The organism is Paenibacillus sp. JT22N15, assembly GCF_059383755.1.
Genome location: NZ_JBXENV010000003.1, coordinates 87,597 through 113,499 on the forward strand (window position 1 = coordinate 87,597; position 25,903 = coordinate 113,499).

General features: G+C 44.7%; 29 protein-coding genes. 20 read left to right on the forward strand and 9 right to left on the reverse strand.

What is annotated here, in order from left to right:
* Window positions 1-149 precede the first annotated feature (149 nt).
* The 9 genes from AC50X8_RS06515 (at window position 150) to glnA (ending at window position 10,459) form a co-directional block, all read left to right on the forward strand.
* Complete coding sequence (locus AC50X8_RS06515) at window positions 150-2,678, forward strand: transglycosylase domain-containing protein (RefSeq protein ID WP_494879110.1); 2,529 nt, start codon at window positions 150-152, stop codon at window positions 2,676-2,678.
* Between the two features lie 33 nt (window positions 2,679-2,711).
* The gene (locus AC50X8_RS06520; RefSeq protein ID WP_494879111.1) at window positions 2,712-3,365 is read left to right on the forward strand and encodes a peptidylprolyl isomerase; all 654 of its coding nucleotides are present in this window, start codon (window positions 2,712-2,714) and stop codon (window positions 3,363-3,365) included.
* 181 nt (window positions 3,366-3,546) lie between these two features.
* Window positions 3,547-4,104 (forward strand): ribonuclease FAU-1 family protein, encoded by a 558-nt coding sequence (locus AC50X8_RS06525; protein WP_056028063.1) that lies wholly within the window; start codon window positions 3,547-3,549, stop codon window positions 4,102-4,104.
* Window positions 4,101-4,754 carry a YdcF family protein gene (locus AC50X8_RS06530; protein ID WP_063892452.1) on the forward strand — a complete coding sequence of 218 codons (654 nt, stop codon included), beginning with the start codon at window positions 4,101-4,103 and terminating at the stop codon, window positions 4,752-4,754. The genes AC50X8_RS06525 and AC50X8_RS06530 overlap by 4 nt, the downstream gene beginning before the upstream one ends.
* Window positions 4,755-4,936: 182 nt before the next feature.
* On the forward strand, window positions 4,937-5,920 hold the full coding sequence (locus AC50X8_RS06535; RefSeq protein ID WP_099520164.1) for an AAA family ATPase: 984 nt from the start codon (window positions 4,937-4,939) through the stop codon (window positions 5,918-5,920).
* 34 nt (window positions 5,921-5,954) lie between these two features.
* Complete coding sequence (hflX, locus tag AC50X8_RS06540; protein WP_494879112.1) at window positions 5,955-7,247, forward strand: GTPase HflX; 1,293 nt, start codon at window positions 5,955-5,957, stop codon at window positions 7,245-7,247.
* A 45-nt stretch (window positions 7,248-7,292) separates the two neighbouring features.
* Complete coding sequence (locus AC50X8_RS06545; RefSeq protein WP_494879113.1) at window positions 7,293-8,612, forward strand: methionine gamma-lyase family protein; 1,320 nt, start codon at window positions 7,293-7,295, stop codon at window positions 8,610-8,612.
* A gap of 59 nt (window positions 8,613-8,671) precedes the next feature.
* A complete protein-coding gene (locus tag AC50X8_RS06550; RefSeq protein WP_046232536.1) occupies window positions 8,672-9,082 on the forward strand; it encodes a MerR family transcriptional regulator in 411 nt (136 codons plus the stop codon).
* A gap of 48 nt (window positions 9,083-9,130) precedes the next feature.
* Entirely contained in the window at window positions 9,131-10,459 is a 1,329-nt protein-coding gene (glnA, locus tag AC50X8_RS06555) for a type I glutamate--ammonia ligase (protein ID WP_494824548.1), read from the forward strand.
* Between the two features lie 140 nt (window positions 10,460-10,599).
* Here the strand turns inward: glnA and AC50X8_RS06560 are convergent, their stop codons facing one another.
* On the reverse strand, window positions 10,600-11,205 hold the full coding sequence (locus AC50X8_RS06560; RefSeq protein ID WP_494860048.1) for a hypothetical protein: 606 nt from the start codon (window positions 11,203-11,205) through the stop codon (window positions 10,600-10,602).
* Window positions 11,206-11,411: 206 nt separating this feature from the next.
* On the opposite strand from AC50X8_RS06560, the gene AC50X8_RS06565 reads away from it, so the two are divergent.
* On the forward strand, window positions 11,412-12,122 hold the full coding sequence (locus tag AC50X8_RS06565) for a hypothetical protein (RefSeq protein WP_056040806.1): 711 nt from the start codon (window positions 11,412-11,414) through the stop codon (window positions 12,120-12,122).
* Between the two features lie 681 nt (window positions 12,123-12,803).
* On the opposite strand, the gene AC50X8_RS06570 is transcribed toward AC50X8_RS06565, so the two are convergent.
* The 5 genes from AC50X8_RS06570 to AC50X8_RS06590 form a co-directional block, all read right to left on the reverse strand.
* A complete protein-coding gene (locus AC50X8_RS06570; RefSeq protein ID WP_056040802.1) occupies window positions 12,804-13,034 on the reverse strand; it encodes a hypothetical protein in 231 nt (76 codons plus the stop codon).
* Between the two features lie 69 nt (window positions 13,035-13,103).
* Window positions 13,104-14,513: a YVTN family beta-propeller repeat-containing protein gene (locus AC50X8_RS06575; RefSeq protein WP_494860051.1), complete on the reverse strand. Its 1,410-nt coding sequence runs from the start codon at window positions 14,511-14,513 to the stop codon at window positions 13,104-13,106.
* A gap of 295 nt (window positions 14,514-14,808) precedes the next feature.
* The gene (locus tag AC50X8_RS06580) at window positions 14,809-15,720 is read right to left on the reverse strand and encodes a collagen-like protein (RefSeq protein ID WP_494879114.1); all 912 of its coding nucleotides are present in this window, start codon (window positions 15,718-15,720) and stop codon (window positions 14,809-14,811) included.
* A 601-nt stretch (window positions 15,721-16,321) separates the two neighbouring features.
* Complete coding sequence (locus tag AC50X8_RS06585) at window positions 16,322-16,648, reverse strand: ATP-dependent DNA ligase (protein WP_081419032.1); 327 nt, start codon at window positions 16,646-16,648, stop codon at window positions 16,322-16,324.
* The gene (locus AC50X8_RS06590; RefSeq protein ID WP_494860055.1) at window positions 16,645-16,938 is read right to left on the reverse strand and encodes a Ku protein; all 294 of its coding nucleotides are present in this window, start codon (window positions 16,936-16,938) and stop codon (window positions 16,645-16,647) included. Before AC50X8_RS06590 ends, AC50X8_RS06585 begins: the two co-directional genes overlap by 4 nt.
* A 183-nt stretch (window positions 16,939-17,121) precedes the next feature.
* On the opposite strand from AC50X8_RS06590, the gene AC50X8_RS06595 reads away from it, so the two are divergent.
* The 5 genes from AC50X8_RS06595 to AC50X8_RS06615 all read left to right on the forward strand — a co-directional run bounded on the left by AC50X8_RS06595 (window position 17,122) and on the right by AC50X8_RS06615 (window position 19,379).
* Entirely contained in the window at window positions 17,122-17,784 is a 663-nt protein-coding gene (locus AC50X8_RS06595; RefSeq protein ID WP_056040796.1) for a hypothetical protein, read from the forward strand.
* Window positions 17,744-18,292, forward strand: a complete 549-nt coding sequence (locus tag AC50X8_RS06600) for an accessory gene regulator ArgB-like protein (RefSeq protein ID WP_056040794.1) — start codon at window positions 17,744-17,746, stop codon at window positions 18,290-18,292. Before AC50X8_RS06595 ends, AC50X8_RS06600 begins: the two co-directional genes overlap by 41 nt.
* On the forward strand, window positions 18,270-18,392 hold the full coding sequence (locus AC50X8_RS06605; protein WP_081419031.1) for a cyclic lactone autoinducer peptide: 123 nt from the start codon (window positions 18,270-18,272) through the stop codon (window positions 18,390-18,392). Before AC50X8_RS06600 ends, AC50X8_RS06605 begins: the two co-directional genes overlap by 23 nt.
* A gap of 12 nt (window positions 18,393-18,404) precedes the next feature.
* Window positions 18,405-18,800: a LytTR family transcriptional regulator DNA-binding domain-containing protein gene (locus AC50X8_RS06610; protein ID WP_056040792.1), complete on the forward strand. Its 396-nt coding sequence runs from the start codon at window positions 18,405-18,407 to the stop codon at window positions 18,798-18,800.
* Window positions 18,801-18,971: 171 nt separating this feature from the next.
* Window positions 18,972-19,379: a hypothetical protein gene (locus tag AC50X8_RS06615; protein ID WP_056040790.1), complete on the forward strand. Its 408-nt coding sequence runs from the start codon at window positions 18,972-18,974 to the stop codon at window positions 19,377-19,379.
* 622 nt (window positions 19,380-20,001) lie between these two features.
* Here the strand turns inward: AC50X8_RS06615 and AC50X8_RS06620 are convergent.
* A complete protein-coding gene (locus AC50X8_RS06620) occupies window positions 20,002-20,883 on the reverse strand; it encodes an ATP-dependent DNA ligase (protein WP_494879115.1) in 882 nt (293 codons plus the stop codon).
* A complete protein-coding gene (gene ku, locus AC50X8_RS06625) occupies window positions 20,880-21,728 on the reverse strand; it encodes a non-homologous end joining protein Ku (protein WP_494860062.1) in 849 nt (282 codons plus the stop codon). The genes AC50X8_RS06620 and ku overlap by 4 nt, the downstream gene beginning before the upstream one ends.
* 237 nt (window positions 21,729-21,965) lie before the next feature.
* Here ku and AC50X8_RS06630 point away from each other — a divergent pair, with 237 nt between their 5' ends.
* The 5 genes from AC50X8_RS06630 to AC50X8_RS06650 all read left to right on the forward strand — a co-directional run bounded on the left by AC50X8_RS06630 (window position 21,966) and on the right by AC50X8_RS06650 (window position 24,991).
* Window positions 21,966-22,685 carry a hypothetical protein gene (locus AC50X8_RS06630; protein ID WP_056040782.1) on the forward strand — a complete coding sequence of 240 codons (720 nt, stop codon included), beginning with the start codon at window positions 21,966-21,968 and terminating at the stop codon, window positions 22,683-22,685.
* On the forward strand, window positions 22,654-23,139 hold the full coding sequence (locus AC50X8_RS06635) for an accessory gene regulator B family protein (RefSeq protein ID WP_494879315.1): 486 nt from the start codon (window positions 22,654-22,656) through the stop codon (window positions 23,137-23,139). Before AC50X8_RS06630 ends, AC50X8_RS06635 begins: the two co-directional genes overlap by 32 nt.
* Window positions 23,117-23,242 carry a hypothetical protein gene (locus tag AC50X8_RS06640; protein ID WP_494879332.1) on the forward strand — a complete coding sequence of 42 codons (126 nt, stop codon included), beginning with the start codon at window positions 23,117-23,119 and terminating at the stop codon, window positions 23,240-23,242. The genes AC50X8_RS06635 and AC50X8_RS06640 overlap by 23 nt, the downstream gene beginning before the upstream one ends.
* 12 nt (window positions 23,243-23,254) lie before the next feature.
* Window positions 23,255-23,626 (forward strand): LytTR family transcriptional regulator DNA-binding domain-containing protein, encoded by a 372-nt coding sequence (locus AC50X8_RS06645; RefSeq protein ID WP_494879116.1) that lies wholly within the window; start codon window positions 23,255-23,257, stop codon window positions 23,624-23,626.
* Between the two features lie 615 nt (window positions 23,627-24,241).
* Window positions 24,242-24,991 (forward strand): restriction endonuclease, encoded by a 750-nt coding sequence (locus AC50X8_RS06650; RefSeq protein WP_056040778.1) that lies wholly within the window; start codon window positions 24,242-24,244, stop codon window positions 24,989-24,991.
* A gap of 121 nt (window positions 24,992-25,112) precedes the next feature.
* Here the strand turns inward: AC50X8_RS06650 and lexA are convergent, their stop codons facing one another.
* Complete coding sequence (gene lexA, locus AC50X8_RS06655; RefSeq protein WP_046232543.1) at window positions 25,113-25,733, reverse strand: transcriptional repressor LexA; 621 nt, start codon at window positions 25,731-25,733, stop codon at window positions 25,113-25,115.
* Window positions 25,734-25,903 lie beyond the last annotated feature (170 nt).

The window sequence follows — 25,903 nt, forward strand, 5'->3', positions numbered from 1 at the left end:
ATTAGTGAAACTTTCTAATAGCGATCTGCGTTTAACTAGATAGCGGAAGGAAAGGGCAGCCCGCTTTAACAGGGGTTGTCCTTTTCATTCCAGGGGTATAAATAAGAAGACAGACAGCTTCTAAGAAGAAGCGCAGGAGGGGAGTCACAATGGCTGATCGCAGGCAAAGAACACAACCTGAGAAGAAAACGGGTCCTAAGAAGAAAAGAAGAATGTCGGGGAAAACCTGGTTTTTCCTGTTATTTTTCACTGTAGTTATAGCTATCGTGTGCGGGATCATCGGGTATTCGCTTATTATTTTGAATGGTGAGCGGCTGCTGAAGGAAAGAGCCGATATGATGGTTATGGGCGAAGCATCTATTGTTTATGATGCGAATGGAGATGAAATTTCTCGATTGTCCACACCGGAAGAAAATCGTGAAATTGCCGAATATGATGAAATTCCGAAAGAAATGATGAACGCCGTAGTGGCGACGGAGGATCAGCGTTTTTACGAGCATGCCGGCATCGACTTTTTTGCAATTGGCCGGGCACTCGTCAAGGACGTTATCGCTCGCAGCGCGGTCGAGGGCGGAAGTACGATTACCCAGCAGCTAGCTAAAAATATGTTTTTATCCTCGGATAAAACGTTGTTCCGGAAAGCGACGGAAGCTTCGATTGCTGTCGCATTGGAAAACAACAATACGAAGGAAGAAATATTGACGCTTTATTTAAACCGGATTTACTTCGGCAAAGGCATTTACGGCGTCAAGGGAGCTGCAAAATATTATTTCAACACCGAGCTGAAAGACTTGAAGCTGTGGCAAATGGCGACGCTCGCCGGCATGCCGAAAGCGCCAAGCCGCTACAACCCGGTTAATGATGCGGAAGGCTCCAAGGTGCGCCGTGGAGTTGTGCTTCAGCTGATGTACGATCAGGGCTACATTACGAAGGACGAAATGGATGAGGCGAAGGCCGTTGATTATGTGACTCCGCCTACCGTAGAGCAAAGCAAGGACGAGCCTTATAAAGCGTTCGTTGACTACGCAGTAGAAGAAGCATTGAGAGTTATGCCGGATATGACCGAAACGGATCTGCGTATTGGCGGTTACCGGATCTATACGACGCTCAACCCAACAGCGCAAAGCGTCGTTGAGAAAGAATTTGCCGACGACTCCAACTTCGAGGAAAGCGTCGACGATAAGAAGGTTCAAGGCGCAATGGTCATTATCGACCATCGGGACGGGGCTATCCAAGCCATCGCAGGCGGCCGCGATTATGAACGCAAAGGCTTGAACCGCGTCGAATTGCCGCGTCAGCCGGGATCGGCGTTCAAGCCGATTACTTCTTACGGCCCGGCGCTGGAAACCGGTCAATATTTCCCGTGGACGGTTTTGAAAAATGATAAAACGTGCTTCGGCAACTATTGTCCTAAAGATTCAAGAGGCGCAACGCCGATTACGATGCAGGAAGCGGTTAAGCATTCCCGCAACTTGCCTGCCGTATGGACGCTGAATGAAATTGGCGTTAGCAACGGCGTGAAATTTGCGACCAAGCTCGGTTTTGAACTGAGCGACCAGGATCGCAATCTTGCGATTGCGCTTGGCGGATTGACGGAAGGTGTTACACCGCTGCAGATGGCAACAGCTTACAGTACTTTTGCCAATAGTGGACAAACCGTTGATTCCCATACCATTAGAGAAATTACGACGAGCAGCAATACGGCTGTCTATACGTACAACGCTCCGTCAACTGAGCAGGTTATGAATGTGGATACCGCATGGTATATGACCGAAATGCTGCAGACCGTTGTCCAATCCGGAGGTACGGGAACAGGCGCGGCAATAGACCGCCCGGTTGCCGGCAAGACGGGCACGACCCAGCACGGTATTTCTGGCTTTAACTCCAGCGCTAACCGTGACGCTTGGTTTGTAGGCTATACACCGGAGTGGACAGCCGCTGTATGGATGGGTTACGATCGAACAGATGAGCAGCATGTGCTCAAGAAGAGCAGTGCCCAGTCGGCTGCGATGTTCTCCAAGGTTATGAAGCAGGCGATGGCAGACATGCCGAAGTCCAGCTTTAAGAAGCCGCAGGGCGTGAAAGAGCCGATTAAAGATGTCGGTGCAGTAACGAATTTTAATGCTGTGTTTATTCCCGAGCAAATGAAAGTTGCTTTGTCATGGCAAGGGGCAGCAAGCAGCAACATTTCGTATAAGGTTTATCGCAAAGCGATGGATCAAGCGGATTTCAGCTTGTTTGTTGATGCTGCTGGAACAACCGTTGATGATATGTCCGTTGCACCAGGCATGACGTACGACTATTATGTCATAGCAATCGATGCGGAAAACAATCTGACAAGCAAGCAGTCTGAGACGATAACCGTACAAATTCCCGAGACGGTCATTGATGTTCCAGACGTTCCGATGGATTCCCTTGATCCTGATGAAGGGGGGATTGAACTGCCATCCTTTAGTCCTGACAGCGGTATGACGCCAACCCCTACGCCTAGCATGGAGACACCTCCAATTGAAACCGTCGACCCAGGGACAGTTAGTCCCGAGCCTACGGATAACATGGCTAGCCCTCCAGTTGAGGAGGGTGGGCAAAATGGCGGCAATGTAGATGGAGGGGATAATCCGGGGAACGCGACGCCGGACCCCGCCCAAGGGGATGGAACGACTAACGAAGCCGGGTAGCAAGCGGCATTACGTAAGGAGCTGGTTACAGGAATGAGCAGGAAACAGTGGTCGGTATGCAGTGCTTTTGTAATGGCACTTCTCATAATGACATTGCTTGCCGGCTGTGGAGCGAAAGGAAGCTTGACCGGTACAGGAACGGCGGCGGAATCCGGCAATGCCGAGAAGGTAATGCGCTGGGAGCGCATGCCGGAGATGGAACTGGATCTCAATAAATCGTATTCCGCCGTTTTTACAACGAATAAAGGGAACTTTACTGTGAAGCTGTATGCGAACGAAGCGCCTATTACGGTAAATAACTTTGTATTTCTGGCTCGCCATGGCTTTTATGACGGTTTGACGTTTCATCGCATTATTGAGTCGTTTATGATTCAGGGTGGCGATCCGCAAGGCAATGGCGTTGGGACACCTGGTTATTCGATTCCCGACGAGCTGGATACGGAAATTAAGTATGAGTCTGGTATCGTTGCAATGGCGAATGCTGGAAAGCCGAATACCGGGGGCAGCCAATTTTTCATTTGCACAGGCTCTGGCTCCGAGAATTTGAATCAGAACCCGAACTATTCCATTTTCGGCAAAGTTGTAAGCGGTATGGACACGGTGCTTGAAATTGCGAAGACGCCAGTTGACAATAATGAGCCGCTTGAAGAAATCATTATTCAAAATGTAGTCATCCAGGAAAAATAGCTTTGCCATCGCCGTCCCGTTACTGGGGCGGCGATTTTGCAGTGTAAGAAGGCTAAGCTTGGTTTATTTTTCAAGTCGGGTGGAGATGAGCGGCTGGTTATGGTAAGCTTTTTACAAAGCTATCCTTTACCATCGAAAGCCGTTACTTTAGGGCTTATCTCAACGGAAAGGTACGTTCCGTATGAAACGAAAATTTTCTGACCGTGCGAACTGGCGTCGCATTTTGCGCAAGAGCTACTCTTGCATCACGCTGGACAATGATGAGTTCCGAGGCTTGGTAACCTTTTACCGCATTCACGAATTGCGTGAGCCGCTTTGGAAAGAGTACAACGGACGCCGGCTTTGTCTGGCCGATCGAGGTTATTTGTGGATGCAGCATTTTCCTCGTGGCGAGCATTTTGTCGTGACGACGATGTTTGATGACAAGGGCCGTGTTGTGCAGTGGTACATTGACATTTGCAAGACACAGGGACTGACGGATCAACAGGTTCCCTGGTTTGACGATCTGTTTCTTGATGTGGTCGTGCTGCCAAGCGGTGAAGTGTTTCTGCTCGATGAGGATGAGCTTGAGGATGCGCTGCGTCAAGGCGATGTAACAGGCAAGGAGGCTGCTATGGCACGCAAGACAGCCGGCAGGCTGCTGTCCAATATTCGCAATGGGCGTTTCCGTTATTTTACGCTTAGCTTGAAGCATCGCAAAAGTTTGGCGGAGAAGACAGGAGAGTTAAGCGAGTCATGAAGCAAATGCTAAGGACAAGGAGCAGCCGGCGCAAGCGGCGGACGAATAAGCGTCCGGGGCTGCTCCTGTTTCGTATGTTGGCCTGGTGCATCGTTGCAGGGGTGTTCTGGTGTGGTTATGTGTTATGGGTTATTAACAGTTATAATGCTCCTAAAGAGCGCGAGAAAGCGGATGTCGGTATCGTGCTCGGCGCCGCGCTTTGGGACAATGTGCCAAGTCCGGCGCTTAAAGAGCGTCTGAACTTGGCCTATAAGCTGTATGAGCAAGGCAAGGTGGACAAGCTCATTATGAGCGGTGGTCTTGATGCAGGGGGCGCAGTTGTGACAGAAGCGGCGGGAATGAAGACGTATCTGGTCAATAAAGGCATTCCAGAGGACAAGGTGCTGCTGGAGGACAAATCGACGAGCACGTATGAAAATCTGCTGTTCAGCAAAACCATTATGGAGCGCGAAGGTTTTGCGAGCGCTTTAATTATTACCCATCAATTCCATGCGCCTAGGGCACTGGAAATTGCGCAATTTTTGAACTATGCGTCAGTTGAAGCTGAGGGTACACCATCACAGGTATTGAAGCCGTGGAACGCTGAAGGGCGCGAGGTTCTGGCCTATACGAAATGGAAGCTTGACGCCCTGATGCTCTGGCTGGGCTGATCCTATGACAGGTATAGTTATAAAATCTGTTAATAGGACCGTTTATGCCTGAATACACTTGTAAAGCGGAACAATGCCCAAGCAGCGAGACTGCTGCATGGGAGCGGTTCCTGCTTGAATGCGGCGCTTATGCAAATGCGCTCATTCCTAATGACAAGTGCGAAGGATAGGTGATGCGTCAGATGAGCGGACATGTCAAATCGGGCACAAATAGCGGACCCAGGCCTTCAAGGCAAATTAACGTTATTCTCAGAAGCCATGAGACGTATGCAGTCGCAGCTTCTGCGCCCCTCACTGAAAGCGAGTCTTTGTCAGCGGTGAAGCCTTTGCCTGCGAGCGACCATTTTGCTGAAATTCAGAAAGAGCTTGAGCCAATGGTCGGGATGGAAAATGTGAAAACGCTGATTTATGAAATTTATGCCCTTCTCTATATAAGCCGCATGAGGTCGGAAGCTGGTCTTTTTGGCGGCTCGCATGTGTATCATATGATTTTCAAAGGCAATCCCGGTACCGGAAAAACAACGATTGCGCGCATCGTCGCCAAGCTGTTTCAAAAAATGGGCGTGCTGTCGAAAGGCCATCTGATTGAGGTAGAGCGTGCTGATCTTGTAGGCGAATACATTGGCCATACGGCTCAGAAAACGCGCGATTTGGTACGCAAGGCCATGGGCGGCGTGTTGTTTGTCGATGAGGCTTACAGTCTAGCCAGAGGCGGGGAAAAGGATTTTGGCAAAGAAGCGATTGATACGCTTGTGAAGTGCATGGAAGACCGGCGCAATGATTTTGTACTGATTCTTGCCGGCTACCCGGCCGAGATCGAGCATTTTTTACTGACGAATCCCGGCTTGCCTTCGCGGTTCCCGATTCAGATTGATTTTCCTGACTATTCGGTGGACCAATTGATTCAAATTTCCGAGCTGATGTCCAAGGATCGTGATTATCATTTGGCGCAGCAGTCCATATTTAAGTTAAGGCAGCATTTAATGACGGAGAAACAAAATGACATTTTTTCCTTCAGCAATGCAAGATACGTTAGAAATATTTTGGAAAAGGCGATTCGCCATCAGGCGGTGCGGCTTCTGAATCATTATGCAAGCGGTGTACCGCCAAAGCAAGAGCTATTGACCATCAGGCCAGAGGACTTCAAATGGGAGCCGAAAGCTTGATGGAGCCACAATGAATGATTGAGAGGGTAAACATATGCGAGAAAAGACGCACGATACACAGACTGACATCCAGGACCGGGCTATATTGGTCACTTTGGTTACACAACAAATTAAACGCGGTTCCAGTGACCCGGAGCATTCGCTTCAGGAACTGGTGAAGCTTGCTGAAACAGCAGGCGTTGAAGTGCTTACAACATTAACGCAAAACCGTGAAAAGCCTGATACAAAATGGTTTATCGGCAAAGGCAAGGCGGAGGAGCTTCGTCTGGTGGCCGATGAAATGGGTGCGACGACTGCTATTTTCGATCAAGAGCTTTCCGGGGCGCAGGTGCGCAATCTCGAAGAGATGCTGGATGTGAAAATTGTAGACCGGACGCAGCTTATTTTAGATATTTTTGCCCAGCGTGCGGGAACGCGCGAAGGGAATATACAAGTTGAGCTGGCACAGCTCAGTTATTTGCTGCCGCGCTTGTCAGGACACGGCAAAAACTTGTCGCGTCTTGGCGGCGGCATCGGTACGCGCGGTCCCGGCGAGTCCAAACTGGAGACAGATCGGCGCCATATTCGGGGGCGTATCTCTGAACTTAAAGCCCAGTTGGATGAAGTTGTTCGCCATCGGCATTTATACCGCGAGCGCAGAAAAAAATCCGGCATCATTCAAGTGGCGCTAGTCGGCTATACGAATGCGGGCAAGTCGACGCTGCTGCGTCAGTTGACGGATGCCGATGTATATGTGGAGAATCAGCTATTCGCTACACTAGACCCAACTTCGCGCACGCTGGAGCTCCCTAACGGCCGAGAAGTGATTTTGACCGATACGGTAGGCTTTATTCAAAATCTGCCCCATGATCTCGTTGCCGCTTTCCGCGCAACGCTTGAGGAAGTGAATGAGGCGGATTTAGTGCTGCATGTTGTAGACAGCAGTTCGCCGATGCGCGATGAGCAAATGGCCGTTGTAGACCGCATTCTGAACGATCTGGGGGCCGCGGGCAAACCGACGCTGACGATTTATAATAAAATCGATCTTTGTTCGCCTGAGGAAGCCTACACGCTTCGTTCTGGTGGAGATTCACTAATCATTAATGCGTACAAGGAAGCCGACTTGAAGCTGCTTTGCGATACGATTCAGGAAAAGCTGATGGGAGATACTATTGTTTTTGCGCTGCCAGCCGCCAGAGGCGATTTAATCGCGCTTGCTTATCGTACAGGGGAAGTAATTGAGCAAGAAGTGGATGGCGAAGAGGGAGAACTGCTCCGTCTGACGATACAACTAAGCAAACAGGATTATGAAGTGAATGGGCACCGCCTGCATCCTTATATCGTATAAGGATGCCTCGGAGCCGATCGACAAAAGGGAGAGACTACAGCAGCAATGAACGGAAATAGCGGATTTGAAAATGGACGGAGCGGCAAGGAAGAAGACTTGGTATGGAAACGGCTTGAGGAGCTTGCTGAGGAAGTTGAGGAGCTTGCAGGCGATCGAATGAAGGCGGTTGACCGCATTGCGGAACGCAATCAGTGGAAGGTCATTCAGGCTTTTCAGAAGCATCGGGTCAGCGACTATCATTTTAGCGGCTCCACTGGCTATGGCTATAATGATCGTGGGCGTGAAGTGCTTGATTTGGTATATGCAGATATTTTCGGTGCGGAGGCGGCGCTCGTTCGCCCGCATTTTGTATCTGGGACACATACGATTAGCTGTGCCTTATTCGGGGTATTAAGACCAGGAGACGAGCTTTTATACGTTACAGGCAAGCCTTATGATACGCTGCATAAAGTCATTGGCAAGCCGGGCGATGGAAAAGGCTCCTTGCAGGATTTTGGCATCCAATACAATGAGGTGGCGCTGCTGGATGACGGCGGCCTTGACTGGGCAGGAATTGAAGCAGCCATTACAGCACAAACTAAAGTAATTGGCATCCAGCGCTCTCGCGGCTACAGCTGGCGTGCTTCTTTTACTGTGCAGCAAATTGGTGAAATAACGAGCCGTGTCAAGCAGATCAAGCCTGATGTGCTGGTGTTCGTAGACAATTGCTATGGTGAATTTACCGAGCTTTTGGAGCCGACCCAGGTTGGAGTTGATATAATGGCAGGTTCATTGATCAAAAATCCTGGCGGCGGCCTTGCCTCGACCGGCGGCTATATTGCTGGAACAGCGGCAGCGGTTGAAGCGGCAGCTTATCGCTTGACCGCTCCAGGAATTGGTGGCGAGGTAGGCGCTATGCTTGGGACGCTGCGCTCGATTTACCAAGGGCTGTTTCTGGCCCCTCATTTAGTGGGACAAGCGGTTAAAGGCAGCGTGCTTGCTTCTGCATTATTCACGCAGCTTGGATTTGATACGCAGCCTCACTGGGATACGCCGCGTACAGATTTAATTCAAGCAGTCAAATTTGGCAGCGCAGAGCATCTGATTGCTTTTGTACAGGGCATTCAGCAGGCAGCGGCAGTTGACTCCCATGTTACACCAGAGCCTTGGGACATGCCTGGTTATGAACATCCTGTCATAATGGCGGCAGGAACGTTTATTCAAGGCGGCAGCCTCGAGTTATCTGCAGATGCGCCTATTCGCGAGCCTTATATCGCTTACATGCAGGGTGGGCTTACGTTTGCCCACGCGAAATTCGGTATTTTGACGGCACTGAAGCGTCTCGTTGAAAATGGATTAATTGTAATTAAACCTCACATAACTTGACACTTCCTTGGTAGGACGTTAAAATAGATGTAAATGAGCGACTGGAAGGTTGATGTGATATGGCTGACGAGATACGTAGAAATATGGCCTTATTTCCAATAGGCATTGTAATGAAGCTAACTGATTTGACCGCCCGCCAAATCCGCTATTACGAGCAGCATGAGCTGATCGTACCGGCGAGAACGGCTGGCAACCAACGGCTTTTTTCCTTTAATGATGTGGAACGGTTGTTGGAAATTAAATCGTTGATTGAGAAGGGTGTCAATATTGCCGGAATTAAGCAGGTTATGAATCCGGTTTCCAAAGAATCCGATGATGCGACTATCGTTAGCGAGCAGTCGGAGGTTACACGCAAGGAACTGTCTGATGCCCAGCTTCACCGCATGCTCAAGCAGCAGCTATTGGAGAAACGGCCTGGTCAGGCCTCGCTTATACAGGGTCAGCTGTCGCGTTTCTTGCACAAGCGCTAGGGTGCAATCGTACGATTATAATCAAGCAAACAAGGGAGATGACTTTTAGTGAGCTATACTAAAGAGGATATCAAGAGAATTGCCGAGGAACAGAACGTAAGATTCATTCGCCTTCAATTTACAGATTTGCTGGGAACGATTAAAAACGTTGAGATTCCAATGAGCCAATTGGATAAAGCGCTTGATAATAAAATGATGTTTGACGGTTCTTCCATCGAAGGTTATGTACGTATTGAAGAATCTGACATGTACCTTTACCCGGATTTAGATACATGGGTCGTATTCCCATGGGTTGCACAAGATCGTGTAGCTCGTCTCATCTGTGATATTTATATGCCTGACGGCACACCGTTCGCAGGAGACCCGCGCGGTATTCTGAAACGTGCGCTGAAGGAAGCGGAAGAAATGGGTTATACGGCGATGAACGTCGGTCCTGAACCGGAATTTTTCCTTTTCAAAACCGATGAGCGTGGCGAGCCTACAATGGAACTGAATGACCAAGGCGGTTACTTTGACCTTGCACCTATGGACTTGGGCGAAAACTGTCGTCGCGAAATCGTGTTGACGCTGGAGGAAATGGGTTTTGAAATCGAAGCATCTCACCATGAGGTTGCTCCAGGACAGCATGAAATTGACTTTAAATACGCAGATGCGATTAAAGCGGCTGACCAAATTCAAACGTTCAAGCTCGTTGTTAAAACGATTGCGAGAGAGCATGGCCTGCATGCTACATTTATGCCTAAGCCATTGTTCGGCGTTAACGGATCGGGTATGCACTGCCACCAATCGTTGTTCCAAGGCAGCACTAACGTATTTTATGACGAGAGCGACAAGCTGGGCCTTAGCGCAACCGCTCGTTATTATATGGCAGGTATTTTGGAGCATGCTCGCGCAATGGCTGCGATCACGAACCCAACAATCAACTCGTACAAGCGTCTTGTGCCAGGATATGAAGCGCCTTGCTATGTGGCATGGTCCGCAAGCAACCGCTCGCCAATGATTCGTATTCCAGCATCAAGAGGACTGAGCACGCGCGTTGAAGTGCGTAACCCAGACCCTGCTGCTAATCCATATTTGGCACTTGCTGTTATGCTGAAAGCTGGCCTTGATGGAATCAAAAACAAAACGACTCTTCCAGCTCCAACAGACCGCAACATCTACATTATGACTGAAGAAGAGCGCATCGAATCCGGCGTGCCTAGCTTGCCAGTTGATCTTAAAGAAGCGTTGGATGAGCTGCTCCGCAGCGATGTCATCTGCAGCGCGCTCGGCGAGCACGCTCTGGCTCACTTCTATGAGCTGAAAGAAATTGAGTGGGATATGTACAAAACGCAAGTCCATCAGTGGGAAAGAGATCAATATTTGACATTGTTCTAAAATTAAAAGGATAGTATTTACAAAAGCCCTGTCAGCCATTAGGCTGGCAGGGCTTTTGAGTTTTGTTAGGATACATCGCCATAGGCCACTCGTCGCGGACATATCCCTTTTAAGTGGGCTTATTATAGAGACCGCATTCGTTATTCTCCTCCTAGCGCTTTATACGCTGCCTTCACATCATCCAGTTTATCTTGCTCAACAAGCTTCGCTAATTCCACGTATTTCTGTTTGTCTTCTCCTGTCAATTTTTCCGCTGTCGGTTCTTTTGAACCCGATTTGCTGGGAGCGGTTTCGATCAACTTAAACTCAACTTCACCCTTTTTCAGAGCCATCTGTACTTCGCCTTTGCTGGTAAAAGCCATCTTTCCAGTAGCTATGCGGGTTGGTTCACTACCTGGTGCATCCACATATACAAATACAGATTCAACAACCTGTGACTTTGCAGCAGCAAGAATAGCGGTGTTTCGGACAAGCTTTTGTAACTCTCGTTCATCTTTGCTCGACGTACTCATTGTCACGTACCATATGCCTGATTTATCCAAACGCTCTTCAGTAATTTTAAATTCAGGCAGCTTTGCTTCTTTATATGTTGGTTCTGGCGCAGTTGTTGGGGCAGGCTCAACGCTTGCTGCAGCTTCCGTGGTCGTAGCTTCATTTCCTCTACCACCATTAACAGCACCGGCTACAATAATGACGACAATCGCCCAGAACCACCATTTCTTATGAATCGACTTTTTCTCTCTCATATCCATTTTCCCCCTTGGAATATATGACATCATTCTACTGCAAAATTCGCATCTTGGCGATATGTGGAATAGGAGGGAAGTATGGAATGGAAGAGCCCGGAGGGGTTCTATATCTTCAAACTTACTGAATTTGTTAATTTTTTGTCATTCATCCGTTCTTTTGCTCAGATATAATTTTTATAGGTAGTTGAAAGGGGAGAGTAGGATTGAAAAAAGAGCTAGGTGTAGTGATGTTATTGGGTGCCGTTTTGCTTACAGGATGTGGATCAGAGTCTGCGACGGTTACTCAGGAGACGGGCGAGTCTACAAGTAAACAAGTAACCACACAGCCGGAACAAAATACTGATGAAAAAGTAAAACTTTATGCAACGACCGATGGGATAAAACTAGATATTAACGGTAATGAAAAAGACTTTGATTGGAAATTCCCCGGTGATACGGGAACAAACCCGCAGGTAACCTATACGGATCTTACGGGTGACGGGAAGGAAGAAGCCGTAATTATTATTCAGACTGGAAAAGGGACAGGATTAAATAACTATGATATTCATGTAGTTAATGCCGAGGACTTCTCCGAAATTAAAGTCCAGAATTATGAGGACATTGTCGCCGACCAAATTGATTCGCATGTTGTAAAAAATGGTGATGGTACATTAGGCATTACAGTTAAAACACAAGGGAAAGAATATAAATTCAACTATGATTTTGATCCAGCACCAGATTATAAGCAAGAGGATCTGGCTTTTGGCGGTGTATTTATTTATACATTGGAGAATCAAAAAATAAAATTGAACCTCTCGGGATCTGTTGGTATATCTACCACATATGTGTGTGATTTCAATATTACATATAAATTCGACAGCGCCAAAAATGAATTCGTTGCGGATCAAATTGAAGTGATACCTATTGAAAAATAAAATGATTAAGTTCATCATGAAAGGAAATCCTGAATTGAGTAGGGATGAACGATGTGTGGACGATATACGATAACTTCCAATATCGAAGAGGTAGTTGAAGTTTTTTTTAGTGGGGAAAACGAATTATGAATATATGAAGCGTTGCTGCTCACAATTGGATCGATCAAGATATAGAAGCAACTGAAGATGTTTTAAGCTTCCTTAATCCTTATCCAGCTGAGTTAATGATGAAATACCCTGTTTCCAGGCATGTCGGAAATGTCAGAAATGTTCATGATTCATTAATAGATGAGATAACACTTAACTCTAAATAGTAATCGCCTTTGACGATGGTGGGCTATTACAATTTGCTCCGACAACTGATTAAATTCAACAGATGAAGATGAAATCGGATTTTTCGAGTGGGGAACTCTGTACATGGATCGAATCGCCCGTGGAAACGATACACTGCTGTATGTTTAGTCATCTTAATAGGTGCTGCCGTTGTTCGTATTCTTTAGAAGAAGCATTCCAAAGCATTGACCATAAATCAAAAAAACAGCGGGCTAAGACTTGAAAAGTAAAGTCTTAACCTGCCGCTGTTGTCAACAAACTAAAGACTCCGTTAGCTTCGCAAAACTCACGTGTCCACGGTGATGGGGTTCCGCAATTTATAAATTCCAGTTATTAAAATTCGATTCCTTAGAGGAATGGATTCCTTCTTAATTCAGATACCGACATGACTCGCCCTTTATTCTCCGTTTCATTCGTCATTGATTGAATTTCTGATGAAGTGGAGGAACGTTCATCTTCCTCTTGCAGTACAATCTTGAATGTCCCTTTACCGGGAAGTAAGACTTGGCATAATGAATTCTCTTTGTTCATGTTTGACAACTGTTCAATTAACTCTTCTGTCTTTTGAACTTCTATCATATGAATCACCTCTCCGTGTAAGATCATGACCAAGTTTGAATGCCTACATTATCCGTTCTCAAATGGGCTCTACGTATATACCCCAATTGCGAATGGGCGAGCTCCAACCGGAACGGTAGCAATCACTGTATTAGTGTCTCCATCAATCACTGAAACGGTATTATCATCCTGATTTGACACATAAATACGATTGGTTAATGGATTGACCCCTACTCCATTTGGATTAGTTCCGACCGGAATGGTAGCAATCACTGTATTGGTTAGTCCATCAATCACAGAAACATTATTAGTATCTCGATTTGCTACGTAGATGGCATTCGTAAACGTATTAACGCCTACTTCGGCTGGAGTAGTCCCAACCGGAACAGTAGCAATCACTGTATTGGTTAATCCATTAATTACAGAGACAGTGTTACTGGTGAAATTTGAAACATAAATACGGTTAGTATCTGGATTGACCCCAATTCTGAATGGATTAACTTGCACTGGAATAGTAGTAATCACAGTATTGGTTTCTCCATCAATTACAGAAACGGTATCCGAATTAAAATTAGCTGCATAAATCAGATTAGTTGATGGATTGGCACCTATCCCCGTTAATAAATTGAGACCCGGAATAATAATGGTATCTATAACCGTATTGGTCAATCCGCTAATTACCGTAACATCTTCAGTTAAGTCCAATGAATTAAAATTTGCCGTATAAATAGCATTAGTAGCTATATTGACCCCTACATCTCCTGCTTCATCCCCAGCTGGTATAGTAGCAATCACAGTGTTACTTTCTCCATCAATAACGGATACGTTGTCGCTGGCTCTGTTTGCTACATAAATACGTCCCGTTAATCGATCGACATCAACTCCCGCTGGATTAACCCCAACTGGAATGGTAGCGATCACAGCATTGGTTGCGCCATCAATCACAGAGACATCGTTACTGTTGAAATTGGCTACATAAATGCGATTGATTGATTGCGATCCTGCTGGTCCTGCTGGTCCTTCTTCTCCTTGAGGCCCTGTAAGTCCTGTAGGTCCTGTAGGCCCTGTAGGTCCTGTAGGTCCTATTTGACCCGTTTCACCCTTTGGTCCTGCTAGTCCAGCAGCGCCAATTACTCCCGCAAGTCCTGCCAGTCCTTGAGGTCCAAGTGCTCCTGCCAGTCCTTGAGGTCCAAGTGCGCCAATTGCACCTACAAGTAATTCTGCTACTCCTTGGGGTCCAATTGCCCCAATTGCTCCTGCCAGTCCTGCCAGTCCTTGGGGTCCAAGTGCTCCTACAAGTCCTTCAGGTCCGGCTTCTGCAATTGCTCCTGCCAGTCCTTGAAGTAATTGCTGTCCTTCTAGCGGGGGACACACCCGTACTGCTTTTTTTATAATTTTTTTTTTAATAACTTGAAGACGACGTTTCTTTTTTTTTTCTTTTGGATGGCACACAATTACTGTTTTCTTTTTACACCGTTTTTTTCTAACCGGACAACTCAACAACGGCACCTCCCTAATAAGTGTATATGAGTCGTTTATTTCAGGCAGGGACTAATAGCCGACTATTGGCTAGACTATAAACTATTTTTAGTATATTGGGCTTTATGGTTGAGTAGTGTTATACCACAATCTCTACTGCCCATTAGTATAATCATCTACACATTAAACTTTTCCAACTGCCTTTATATAGCTAGGAGCACAACGTCCCCGTACCAATAATTGTACTGCAGAAGTATTGAGGGCGGCCTCAATTTGACATTTGGAATTTTATTGAAAAAAAATTGTATTTCCCCCTCTATGCGATCTGCATAATAACAAGGTGTGCGGAATCTGGCCTTGTTCCTCCAGCTAATGGAGTGATCGTGAGTGCCGTGGAATTGCCAGCAGGATTTCGAACTGTGAGTATTGAATTAATGACCGTTGTTTGCACAAGTGCCATTCCTACTATTTGAGAAGTTCCTGTTGCACGCCCGACCACCGTATAGGCCAGATCAGCGCCATTTAGTGTTAAAATCAGTTGACCCGCTTCGTTTACATTTACCTGAAACAAAACCTGATATGTGCCAATTGCAGACAAGTTAAATGAGCTCGCATTTATACGGGTAATTGCAGTCCCACTAACTGGACCATCTTGCGGAAAACTTACATCCGTGTTGGGAGCAACAGTTGCTGCATTATTAGGAGGCATCAAGGCAAAAAAATCTGCAAAGCCTAATACGCCACCAGAAGGTCCCGTTGCTCCTGCTGGACCCACTGCTCCCGTTGCTCCTGCTGGACCCACTGCTCCTGCAGGACCTGCTGGTCCTGCCAGTCCAGCTGCGCCAATCGCTCCTGCCAGTCCTGCCAGTCCTTGGGGTCCAAGTGCTCCTGCAAGTCCTTGAGGTCCAAGTGCGCCAATCGCTCCTACAATCCCTGCTGCTCCTTGGGTTCCAAGTGCTCCTGCAAGTCCTTGAGGTCCAAGTGCGCCAATCGCTCCTACAATCCCTGCTGCTCCTTGGGGTCCAAGTGCTCCTGCAAGTCCTTCGGGTCCAAGTGCGCCAATTGCTCCTACAAGCCCTGCTAAACCTTGGGGTCCGAGTGCTCCTGCAAGTCCTTGAGGCCCAACTTCTGCAATTGCAGCCGCAAGTCCTTGAAGTAATTGCTGTCCTTCAGGCGGTGGACAATTTTTACAAACAATCTTTTTAATTACTCGCTGACGTCGTTTCATTTTTTTCTCTTTTGGATGGCACACCACTATGGTTTTCTTTTTACACCGTTTTTTTATATCAGGACAACTCAATAACTACACCTCCATATAAAGATGGTTCAGTGTACGTGAGTCGTTTTTTTAGGTATGGACTAATGACCTTCAATTGGATAGACTAGAAACTATTTCCTTAAATTTAGGCTTATGGTAGGGTAGTTTTATACCACAAAATCCAACACTCTTTCATTTATGATTACATAATTTAATATTAAGACAACTCAACCTTCCTTCGTCAACCCAAATCACATTTGGGTCTTTTTTTTATACCTTCAGTACCCAGCCTCAGGGAAGTGCTGAAGAAAAGCAAAACATAGCTTTCAAGCGATTAAGGATAATCCACCTCATGCACGCTTTGAACGCTGGGCTGAAGAAGAAACGGAGAGCCTGACCGCAGCACCAAGCTGGAAACGTAACCAACCTTAAGCTTGATACCTACCACGTCCGCGACAATACGGACCTCTTTGCGTTTTTTATACCAGTGTGTATGCTGCTTTGCTTCAACATAAGGACTATCTAGTCGCTTTGAAATTATTCCTTCCCATTCACGTTCCTTTACCCAGTCTCAAAGTGCCGGACCGTCATAAACCAGATCGGTCACAAAAACACGGGGATTTCGCTCAGGAAATTTTTCCTTAAGTCGGGCAAAGCGCTCCTTAAAGGGTAAGGAGCGGATATCCTCTCCTTTGTCGTAAAGCATGTCGAACATTACGAACATAAGGGAGTCGTCAAATTTCTTGCGATTTACACCAATTAAGACGCGCTGAAAGTTTGGGCGAGTCCCGTCAAAATACATAATTTCACCGTCCAGCACGCAAGCGCCAATTCGCAATGGCCTGAGTAAATCAACTATCTCTGGGAAGCGGTCATTTCGGTCCTGTAGGGATGTCAGGCGATGTGATAGGGGCCATGGTCACGTCGGGAAGTTGCATCATGATGCAGTCCTTTAGCCTTGGCTGCCCGTTTTTTCTTTGTTGCGGGCGACTTAGGAGGCGTAGAATGCTTTGTCGCATTCCAAAATCTGAATCGTCTTAGCAGAGTCCGGCTTGATTGCTTCAAGTCTTCCTCTTTGACAATTACAAATTTCCCAGCTTCGTATTCAAAACCCTTCACGATTTCGTTAGGGCCAATCTCTTTATTACAATGTCGGCATGTTTTGCGTAATTTATCGGCATACCACAATCCTTGTGTAAGCTGCGAAATGATATATCATTTACTAGAAAGAAATTCATTTATCATGAAAATCCGTATTGCATTCAGCATGTCCCCATGTAATGATGAGTTTAAAAGATATAGCGGTAGTAGACGTACCCAAGCCACTCACACCATAGAAGATACTAGGGCCGTAAAGGGAGACGATAAAATTTGTTGGAATTCATTTTATTTATGCTTTTCTCCATTGTTGAGGGTTTCGGCATTCTTTACTTAATGCTCAAGATATACCGATACGATGCAGCAAGCTTTTATCCAGCACTACTTGTTGTAACGTTAATGAGTTTGCAAAGCTTTTTTTTGAGGGAGGAACTTTCGCTCGAAAGTATCGTGCCAGTTATCAATATTTTTGTGTTCGTAATATTTCTATCGGTCGTTATCAAGATACCTTTTTTTGCAGCATTAATTATTACTGGTTTGGGGTATTTTATTTTCGCCTCTATCCAAGGTGCTATTGTTAATACCATACCTTTTTTCTCATTAGCAGAGATTAAAGTGCATCCATATATAGGGTACTTGCTACAGGTCATCACAGCCGGGGTTAACCTTTCTATTGCCTGGGGACTAAACCGTATGCGAATTGGCTTTATGGAGAGCATCTCAGAAAAGATGCGTTTTCCTCATGAACAGAGAGTGGTCGGAGGTTTTATCATTGTGATCTTGCTCGGATTCGGTTTTATACTCCACCAGCGGAGCGAGTTGTTAAATATTATTTACTATTTCCTAGCAGCATTATTTTTCTTTGTATATTCGTACCTCAAGGAGGTTAAGCCCCATGGTGGAAACTATTTCGAGAAGACTAGCAATAAGCATTAAATCAGTCGTTCCGGAGCATCCAGCATCGGAAGCTCGCTTGCAATACGCTTTGTCGTTTATCTTAAACGCTTTATTTATAATTACAGGTGCGCTGCTCATATCATTTTTCACTGGGCGGACAAGCGGCGTTGTAGCAGCGTTGATATCATTTGCGATACTTAGGCAGGTATCCGGAGGCGTACACCTAAAATCGGGCACTATGTGTGTCATAGTATCCGTAGGAGTGGCGACGGCATTGTCTTTCACGCCTAACTTTCCGGGAAAAATGTTGGTGATAATCAATCTCTTAAATCTATTGATTGTATTGATGTTTTCACCAACAGACATAGAAAAACAGTCTCGTATTCCAAAGCGTTATTACCCACTACTTAAGCTTTTATCTGCCTTAATTGTATGTAGCAATCTATTGATAGAATCGTCTATAATTGCATTAACTCTGCTTGTGCAGTGTTTGACTTTAATTCTGGCAAAGGTGGTGAGTACCCATGCTAAAAAATCTAGTATATAAATTGGCTTCATTATTGGACGGCGCGGCTGTTTTTTCAGTAAGAACAGCAAGCTTCCTCTATGTCAATCAGCCAGAAACCCCAGAAGAATTGTTGAAATAGTGGTGAACATCCATGCACTTATACACGATCGATACGTTGACCGTCTCCAAGGACGAGTTAGGCACATTAGGTCTAGTTTCTGTTAAGGTACAGGACATTATAATTATTAAATCCTTATCGGAAAAGAAGCGCATAATCATACACACTCTGACGGATGTTTACTATACTATGGGTACTCTTGTATACTGGGAAACGGCGCTTAACAGCAGCGGGTACAATTTCCTTGTGCTCGATCGTTCAGAAATGATTAATCAAGATAAGGTAATATTGCTGAATCCTAAAACAGGAGATGCTTACTTTGAAAGGATTGTTAATAAACAATCTAAAAAATGCGGCGTAGCATACCATAGAGTCAAAGATTTTGTCGAATTTATGCTGAAGTACAATCCGGAAATTCAACTAATGTAGCCCTTCCTACAGGAAAAGGGCTATTTTTGTGCGGTAAATTAACGTTCTTAATTTGTCAAGACTCATTCGACATAGTGCGACATAATTCACGATCGCCAATTTATATTTACTTCTTCCAGTAAGTCCCTGATAATACAGGTATAAGCCTATTACATCAGGGGGATGCAGGTCATGGAGATAGCAGAATTTGAAAAAAACGCCGCATTAAAGTTTGCTGAGTTCAAAAAGAAATGGTCTGGTAGAGGAGCAATACGAACAACTTTTCGGCTTGATACAGATTCAGCAGTCCTTGTCTTTGAACAGGATTTCACGAATTTGGAATATGATTTATTAGACTTTACAAAGTCTGAAAATCGAATGGACAAATATTTAAAAAGGATTGTGAATGTAATGACAGGGGACTTTAATCCTTTTCTCAATACGTTACATGAAGGTCTGCAAATTACGGCGATGAAGACGACTGTAGAGGGATGGGCATTCAGGTATCAGATCACCACAATGGTGTTTAATAAAAATTTGCGACAACTCGTGCTGTCTGATGATATAGACAAGAGTAAAATCTCAAAAAGCACTAAATAAAAAAGTTGGTGACTGTATGGTAAGAAGCCGGACCGGGCCGACACAATGACGCTGATAAGAAGCGTACTTTGTGTCGGCTTTCTTGCTAGATGGAGGGTTAGCGAAAGGGGGGGATGGATAAAAGAGAATCGTCTTTCTTTCTTGAGTATCTGTTGGATAAACTGACGATCCACTTCCAGTGCCCGTGCAAATTCGGCTTGTGTCATCTTCATGCGCTTTAAGTGTTCGGGCAGCCGGCTATCCCCCAATTCAAGGGATGCCACAGGATTCGTCTCCTTTCGTTTGCCTATGGATCAAATTATAAATATAGTTTTAAGGAGATTCTACTAGTCGTTACTTTATATAGAAGATTCTTGATGAAACTACACACAGGAGAGAATATTAATGAAGGAATATGAAATGAGCATAAGCTTTAATTTAAATGAAGAACATTTAGAATTATTGATAAGGGCATCCCTTATTTAAAAAAAGATCGTGCCACCTGTAATGGTGAATGTGGTAACTCCAAATGTAATATCTAAGCTAATTATAGATTAATGGATTATTGAGTCGAGTGAATAATATGAGTCATAATAGAGGGTACTTGAGCTATTTGCTTAAGTCCCCTTCTAATATTTGATTATTATTTGTCCCCAAATCCGAGTAGTTTAGGCTGGCGAAGTAGTCCGGAATCAGTAAATTCCAGAGCTGTAACACGAGCTGGGAAGGGGACTGAAAGCCACACAACATCAGATTTTACCATGCCAGGAGTTAGCTCTTTAAAAGGGCACTCACCAGGATGATCTACCATAAACTGATGAAGTACTTGCTTGGATGCTTGATCCAAGCCCGAAACGTGCCCGATGTAACGATTTTCATATCGCAGGACAAGGCTTGAAACAAGTCCATCCCGCAGTTTTATGCCGACGACGTCAGCGACTATCCGTACTTCTTTGCGTTTTTTAAACCAATATTGATGTTTTTTCCCCTCCATGTAAGGGCTATCTAATCTTTTCGAGATAATTCCTTCCCATTCACGTTCATTGAGCCAATTCCAAAGTGCTTGTCCATCGGAATGCAAATCGGTTACAAAGAGTCGAGGCGTTTTCTCTGGAAATGAGGCTTTCAGTTTCTCAAAACGTTCTTTATAAGGGAGTTTGCGAATGTCCTCGCCATTCGAATTGATCATATCAAACATTACAAATATAAGGCCATCATCGGGGGTGCGTTTTCGCACCCCTAACTTGGCCCTTTGAAAATTTGGACGCACTCCATCGAAATAGGCGATTTCTCCATCCAAGATACAAGGGCCAACGCGGATCGGCTCTAATAATGCCACTATTTCCGGGAAAGTATGATTACGCGGCTCCAGCCTTCGTCCGAATAGTTCAACCCTCCCTAAACCATCTAAGCGGACCAAAGTGCGCACGCCGTCCCATTTAATTTGATAACCCCATTCGGGTCCTTGGGGAATATTGGAAGAGGTTATTGGAGCCATAGGGACAGAAGGGAGCTGCATGGTCATGATACGTTACCCTTTGCTTTGGCTGTTCTCTTTTTCTTAGTTGAGGGAGCACTTGGAGGCATGGCGGCGGATTTTGTAGCATCCAAGCTTGCTTGGAGCGCGGCCATAAGATCAATGACATTGGTCCTTCCTTCAGCTGTTGGTGCAGATACAATATCAACACTCTGTCCTGCTATTTTTTGTTGAATCAATTCAGTTAATGCGATACGGTAATCGTCCGTATATTTGGCAGGATCAAACGGTTCGCTGAGCTGTTCTACCAGCATCTTAGCCATATCGAGCTCTTTATCATTAATCGTTGTTTGCACAGGTATGTTAGGAACCTGGGATATGGCCCTAATCTCGTCTGGAAAAAACATCGTTTCCAAACATAGGCAATTTCCCACTACTCTGACAGCTGCTAGGCTGCTTTTACTGCGAATAGATATTTTGGCTATGCCGATTTTTCCAGTTTGTTTTATGGCTTCAAGCAACAAGCTATATGCGCCAGCACCTGCCATGTCAGGGGAGAGGTAATAGGCTTTTTGATAATAGACCGGGTCAATTTCGGCCAAGTCTACAAAATCAAGAATCTGAATAGTTTTGGCGGAATCAGGCTTGATAGCTTCAAGCTCTTCTTCTTTGACAATTACATACTTACCTTTTTCATACTCAAACCCCTTAACGATCTCTTCCGGACTAATCTCCTTATTGCAATGACGGCATGTCTTAGCGTAATTAATCGGCATGCCGCACTCTTTATGGAGACTGCGAAATGATATATCCTTGTCTTCCGTTGCAGAGTGCATTTTGATCGGCACGTGCACCAACCCGAAACTAATAGCGCCTTTCCAGACGGTATGCATAATAATTTCACGCTCCCTTTTTTATTTAAGGTTGCACTGTTTTTGGAAAGATATTCGTAACAATCAGTTGGTTATAAAAATCATAATATGGATTGTTTTTTATGTGGAGGTTCTTTATGATCGTGTATTTCCGTCAGGTATTAAAATTCTGTCTTGCCAACAGAGTTGCGATCATGCAATGATGAAAGTAATAAATTTGAAAACCAAAATTTAAAATAAAAGATGGTGGCGCTATAAATGGAGACAGCGAGTTATTTGCTTTTTAGCATATTGGATGCAATTGCGATGGTTGTATTGATGATTAAATCGTATAGGCAGCCACTTGCAGCATATAAATGGAATGTCCTTTTTATTTGCATTGGGGTGGCCGGTTGGTCATATGCAGTCCGGGTTGTGGTTGGGTTATCACCATACATAGATATATTTGGGCAATTTTTAATCTTCGCAGCGTTTTTTCGGTATTCACTTAAAATTAGACTTGTTTATTCTGGTTTGATGGTAGCGGTAGGTTATGCCGCCTATGTATGTATTCAGTTTCCGATCTATTTTGCCGTGACAGCGTTAGGTGTTAGCGATGTTGTTGCTCAGAATACAGGAGGGAACGGGGTTATTGCGATTCAATTTTTCACAGACGCTGCTTCGTTGGCGGTCGGATGGCTGATTACAGTATTTAATTACGGATTTACTTTTATCGTCATTCCTCCGCATGACCTAAGCCGCAAGGAAAAACTATTTACCGGAACGAACGGAATGCTTGCAATATCTACATTAGCTGCTGTAGCCATAATCACGACATCTTTATTTTTGACCGTTCATTACGACGCAGCCTTGTACGCTTACCCCCTAGTATTATTGATACTTGGCACCCTATATTTCCTCTCTAGAAGGAGAGAATCAGAGGATGATAGAGTTTATATCACAAAGAATGGCGCTTTTCATAAAAAGGTTAGATCCTGAGGGCAGCGTATCTGTAGAAGTGATGGCCTATTCTTTGGGTAATCGGATTTGTTCTGCAACTATAATCGCTGTTACATTGATTATTGGGATTGCAACTGAATCATTTATACAGACTTTAATTGGTCTAGTGGCTTTTTGGACTCTGAGGAAGTTTACTGGAGGCTTTCATTTTAAGTCCTTAACAACGTGTGTGATTGTCTCAACTTGCCTTTTATCTATAATTCCACATATTGTCTTAAGTGGTACAGTCATGATAATATTGATATTGTTGAGTTTAACGTTATTGATTTGCTGGAGTAGGGGCAGTGAAAGGAACTTACCTTTGTTGCTCATTTTGTCAAATATATTTTTTCAATCAGATGTAGTTACTTTAGTTTTTTTCGCTCAGATGGTATTGGTATCCATTCATCAAAGGGACGGAGGTGCTGAATATGATGCAAAAACTAGCGCGTAAAATTGCAGACAAACTGCAAAAAGACGCTGAGCGTTCCGTCGCAAGTGGAAATCGAAAAGGGTTCATTGGGGCTCAACCTATCCCAAAAGAACTTCGTAAGTAGAGTGGATATCATATGGATCTAACGACTGAGATTCTAGGACAACGAATTTATGATGGGGAAATCGATGGAGATCAGTTTGATACATTCAAATTAGGTGAAGTTTTTTTTGTAGATATATTCCAACCAAAAAAAAACTATCACATTCCGAGATTCCATACCACTAAGGGCCTTTTTACATTCATAACGACACTTGAAGCATGCAAACAAATATTTTTGCCATTGGGATTTGTTGCGCTGGATGTTAACAACCTAGTGAACGTAGAGCATATTCGAGAGGTTACTAAAACATTTTACGCAATAACTGCGCATTTCGAAGGCGGTTATACAGCAAACGTAGCTAAAGGAAAACTACCTTTAGTGGAACACTTACTAAAAAAGGGCTGAATCCAGAAATGGGTTAGCTCTTTTTTAATACACATTTTCATTATTATGTCAATAAAAATCGATACTAGTATCGAACGATTAAATATTTCGACAAAAAACGACAAAATGCATTAGTATCCTGTGTTATATTAAAAATGTAAAACAGAGGGAAACAAATATCATTATAGAGACAGAAAGATATTAAAGCAGGAATGATCGAGTTCCAGGCAGCGGGGAGATAAAGCCGCATTCATTTTCGTCTCACAGTCCAGCGAATTGAAACTAGTTTCACTGCGCCATACTGTTGATTACGGGATGTTGAGCTCTTCCTCGCTGGGTTCGATCAGATCCATGACATCAAATGAATGATGAAACAATAGCATACATACCGGTAACCGATTGTAAATTTGGAGAGGGCTGACACGAGTATTACTGATGTAGATATCAGTAGTGCTTTGTGTCAGCCTTTTTATATGGTGGTAGTTATTGTGAAAATCGACACAACTGACCGTGAGGAAACAAAGTTAAGTGAAGTGAGTAGACTGATAACTTTTATGTATTTTTCATTATTAGGTACAAATTCCTATTATATATGCCGATATAAGGTATATTATGTTGAACAAAGGGGATCTAAATATGGCAAAACGTAGAAGGAAGAAAGAGGAATTGGACCCGGTACAAGCATTTGTGCTGCTACTTATGCTGGGTGCTGGTTTTGGTGCCTATAAGCTTACAAATTCTTTTATTTTTGCGGGTGTTGCATTTGGTGCGGTTATGATGTTGTATGCAATTGTAGCGATATCAATTGCTCGCAAACGTAATGAACGCCTTAAGCGTTCCGGTATCGCAGAAATAGATAAGATGGAGGGCCGACAGTTCGAGAAGTATCTTGGACATCTTTTAGAGGCTCATGGCTATAAGGTAACGGTGACGCAGGCAGCAGGAGATTTCGGGGCAGATCTTGTTATAGCAAAAGGCGCGCAAAGGGTGGTCGTTCAAGCTAAACGTTATAGTAAAAATGTCGGGATTAAGGCTGTTCAAGAAGCACAGGCTTCTATCGCACATTATTCGGCAAATGAGGCATGGGTCATTTCCAACAGTGGATATACAGAAGCTGCAATCACCCTAGCAAAATCAAATACAGTTCGGCTTATTGATCGAGCAGAGCTCATTGAAATGATTTTGAAGATCAATGCCAATAGATCAATTCCAACACCACATACCGACACAGAACAAAACAATACTGAGAAAATGATTACGAAGCAAATAAGGACAGAAGTAGCATGTGCAAAATGTGGCCAGCCATTAGTTCGTCGTAAAAGTGCGCGTGGGGAGTTTTTGGGTTGTTCAAGCTTTCCCAAATGTCGTCATACCGAGGCAGTCTGAGGAGGAAGACCGATAGCTGGAAAAAATCCTCTGACTAAATTAAAAAGCTGCATCCAACCCGTTTCTAGTGCGGGCAAGGATGCAGCTTTATTCTTGTATGAAGGGTATGAAATTTCTACGATTAATGAAAATCACGGAACAAGCCGATGACTTTGCCTAAAATCGTAACGTTCTTCAGGCGGATAGGTTCCATGGTTACATTTTCCGGTTGGAGACGGATATGATCCTTCTCGCGGTAAAAGGTTTTGACTGTTGCTTCATCGTGCTCAGTCATGGCGACCACAATATCACCGTTAGTAGCGGTCTGCTGCTGGCGTACAATAACGTAGTCGCCGTTATGTATGCCGGCTTCAATCATGCTCTCGCCAATGACATTAAGAATGAATACATCATCATCTCCTACGTAATGGGAAGAGATGGGGAAATATTCTTCAATATTCTCAGTAGCGGTAATCGGCACACCGGCAGTAACTTTACCGACGATCGGTACATGGGTAACAGCAGGACGGATAATCCCGTCGACATCTTCCTGATCCAAAATCTCGATAGCGCGAGGTTTAGTTGGATCGCGGCGGATAAGCCCTTTCTTCTCCAGACGGTCCAGATGACCGTGTACAGTCGAGCTTGAAGCAAGTCCAACTGCTTCTCCAATTTCACGTACGGAAGGCGGATAACCCTTCTCGCGAACTTCGTTCTTTATAAATTCCAGAATCGACTGCTGGCGATTGGAAGCTTTGGACAACACGATCACTCCAGTTCACGCACTCCATGATGAGTGCGACATGAATTTTGATTGAAACTTTGATCCATGCACTTCATTCGAAGTGCAATATGAGTATTTATTTCTCAAATTATAACATGGAACCGCCGTTCGTACAAACATAAGTTCCTAAAAACAAAAGTTCGCATTGT

Excerpts from the sequence above, each read along its gene's own strand:
- AC50X8_RS06515 (WP_494879110.1), top strand. The coding sequence starts at position 150 with ATGGCTGATCGCAGGCAAAGAACACAACCTGAGAAGAAAACGGGTCCT.
- AC50X8_RS06520 (WP_494879111.1), top strand. The coding sequence starts at position 2,712 with ATGAGCAGGAAACAGTGGTCGGTATGCAGTGCTTTTGTAATGGCACTT.
- AC50X8_RS06525 (WP_056028063.1), top strand. The coding sequence starts at position 3,547 with ATGAAACGAAAATTTTCTGACCGTGCGAACTGGCGTCGCATTTTGCGC.
- AC50X8_RS06530 (WP_063892452.1), top strand. The coding sequence starts at position 4,101 with ATGAAGCAAATGCTAAGGACAAGGAGCAGCCGGCGCAAGCGGCGGACG.
- AC50X8_RS06535 (WP_099520164.1), top strand. The coding sequence starts at position 4,937 with ATGAGCGGACATGTCAAATCGGGCACAAATAGCGGACCCAGGCCTTCA.
- hflX (WP_494879112.1), top strand. The coding sequence starts at position 5,955 with ATGCGAGAAAAGACGCACGATACACAGACTGACATCCAGGACCGGGCT.
- AC50X8_RS06545 (WP_494879113.1), top strand. The coding sequence starts at position 7,293 with ATGAACGGAAATAGCGGATTTGAAAATGGACGGAGCGGCAAGGAAGAA.
- AC50X8_RS06550 (WP_046232536.1), top strand. The coding sequence starts at position 8,672 with ATGGCTGACGAGATACGTAGAAATATGGCCTTATTTCCAATAGGCATT.
- AC50X8_RS06560 (WP_494860048.1), bottom strand. The coding sequence starts at position 11,205 with ATGAGAGAGAAAAAGTCGATTCATAAGAAATGGTGGTTCTGGGCGATT.
- AC50X8_RS06570 (WP_056040802.1), bottom strand. The coding sequence starts at position 13,034 with ATGATAGAAGTTCAAAAGACAGAAGAGTTAATTGAACAGTTGTCAAAC.
- AC50X8_RS06580 (WP_494879114.1), bottom strand. The coding sequence starts at position 15,720 with ATGAAACGACGTCAGCGAGTAATTAAAAAGATTGTTTGTAAAAATTGT.
- AC50X8_RS06600 (WP_056040794.1), top strand. The coding sequence starts at position 17,744 with ATGGTGGAAACTATTTCGAGAAGACTAGCAATAAGCATTAAATCAGTC.
- AC50X8_RS06605 (WP_081419031.1), top strand. The coding sequence starts at position 18,270 with ATGCTAAAAAATCTAGTATATAAATTGGCTTCATTATTGGACGGCGCG.
- AC50X8_RS06610 (WP_056040792.1), top strand. The coding sequence starts at position 18,405 with ATGCACTTATACACGATCGATACGTTGACCGTCTCCAAGGACGAGTTA.
- AC50X8_RS06615 (WP_056040790.1), top strand. The coding sequence starts at position 18,972 with ATGGAGATAGCAGAATTTGAAAAAAACGCCGCATTAAAGTTTGCTGAG.
- AC50X8_RS06620 (WP_494879115.1), bottom strand. The coding sequence starts at position 20,883 with ATGACCATGCAGCTCCCTTCTGTCCCTATGGCTCCAATAACCTCTTCC.
- ku (WP_494860062.1), bottom strand. The coding sequence starts at position 21,728 with ATGCATACCGTCTGGAAAGGCGCTATTAGTTTCGGGTTGGTGCACGTG.
- AC50X8_RS06630 (WP_056040782.1), top strand. The coding sequence starts at position 21,966 with ATGGAGACAGCGAGTTATTTGCTTTTTAGCATATTGGATGCAATTGCG.
- AC50X8_RS06635 (WP_494879315.1), top strand. The coding sequence starts at position 22,654 with ATGGCGCTTTTCATAAAAAGGTTAGATCCTGAGGGCAGCGTATCTGTA.
- AC50X8_RS06640 (WP_494879332.1), top strand. The coding sequence starts at position 23,117 with ATGATGCAAAAACTAGCGCGTAAAATTGCAGACAAACTGCAAAAAGAC.
- AC50X8_RS06645 (WP_494879116.1), top strand. The coding sequence starts at position 23,255 with ATGGATCTAACGACTGAGATTCTAGGACAACGAATTTATGATGGGGAA.
- AC50X8_RS06650 (WP_056040778.1), top strand. The coding sequence starts at position 24,242 with ATGGCAAAACGTAGAAGGAAGAAAGAGGAATTGGACCCGGTACAAGCA.